Below are 706 nucleotides of genomic sequence, written 5' to 3' on the forward strand. Positions count from 1 at the left end.
CTGAGCCGCGCGCTTGGTCACTCAATACTCCCCGCGCCGGGCCGACTTTTCGCACGGCCTGTTTCGCCGGGACGACACCGAATGTTTGGCGTCTACGCCCTCTGTTCCGCGAGCACCTTCTGCACCGCCGGCCGCTGCTCCATCGCCGCGCGATGCGCCTTCACCTTGGGCAAGGTCGCGATGTCGACGCCGTCGCCGTCGAGCCAGAGCGTCAGCGTATAGAGATAGGCGTCGCCCACCGTGTAGCTGTCGCCCATCACCCACGGTCCCATGAGCATGTCGCGCTCGATCAGGTTGAAGCAGGCGCCCATGGTCTTCGGGATCATCGTCTTCATGTCGGCGAACGAACTTTCCTGCGTCGCCCAGCGCGCGCCGCGCATCTTGTGGGCGTGGCAGACATGCACCGTCGAGCAGAGATAGGAATTGAAGGACTGCAGCCGGGCGAACGCGAAGGCGTCGTCGAGCGGCGCGAGCTTCGCCTGCGGATAGGTCTGCGCGATGTAGGCCAGCATCGCCGGGGTCTCGGTCAGCACGCCGCGATCAGTCACCAGCGTGGGCACGCGGCCCTTGGGGTTGATCTTGAGATACTCCGGGCTGTTCTGCTGGTTGACCTTGAAGTCGAGCCGCTCGACCGTATAGGGCGCGCCGGCTTCGGCCAGCGCGATGTGGGAGGCGAGCGCACAGGTGCCGGGGGCGGTATAGAGCT

Annotated in this window: 1 protein-coding gene; it reads right to left on the minus strand. The window is 65.7% G+C overall.

Features of this window, described 5'->3' with window-relative positions; translation table 11 throughout:
• Positions 1–92: 92 nt before the first annotated feature.
• Positions 93–706: glutathione S-transferase family protein (locus QMZ05_RS40905; RefSeq protein WP_353705901.1), on the minus strand; the 614-nt coding region annotated here is incomplete at its 5' end.

This window comes from Bradyrhizobium sp. INPA03-11B, from assembly GCF_040446015.1.
Lineage (GTDB): Bacteria > Pseudomonadota > Alphaproteobacteria > Rhizobiales > Xanthobacteraceae > Bradyrhizobium > Bradyrhizobium macuxiense_A.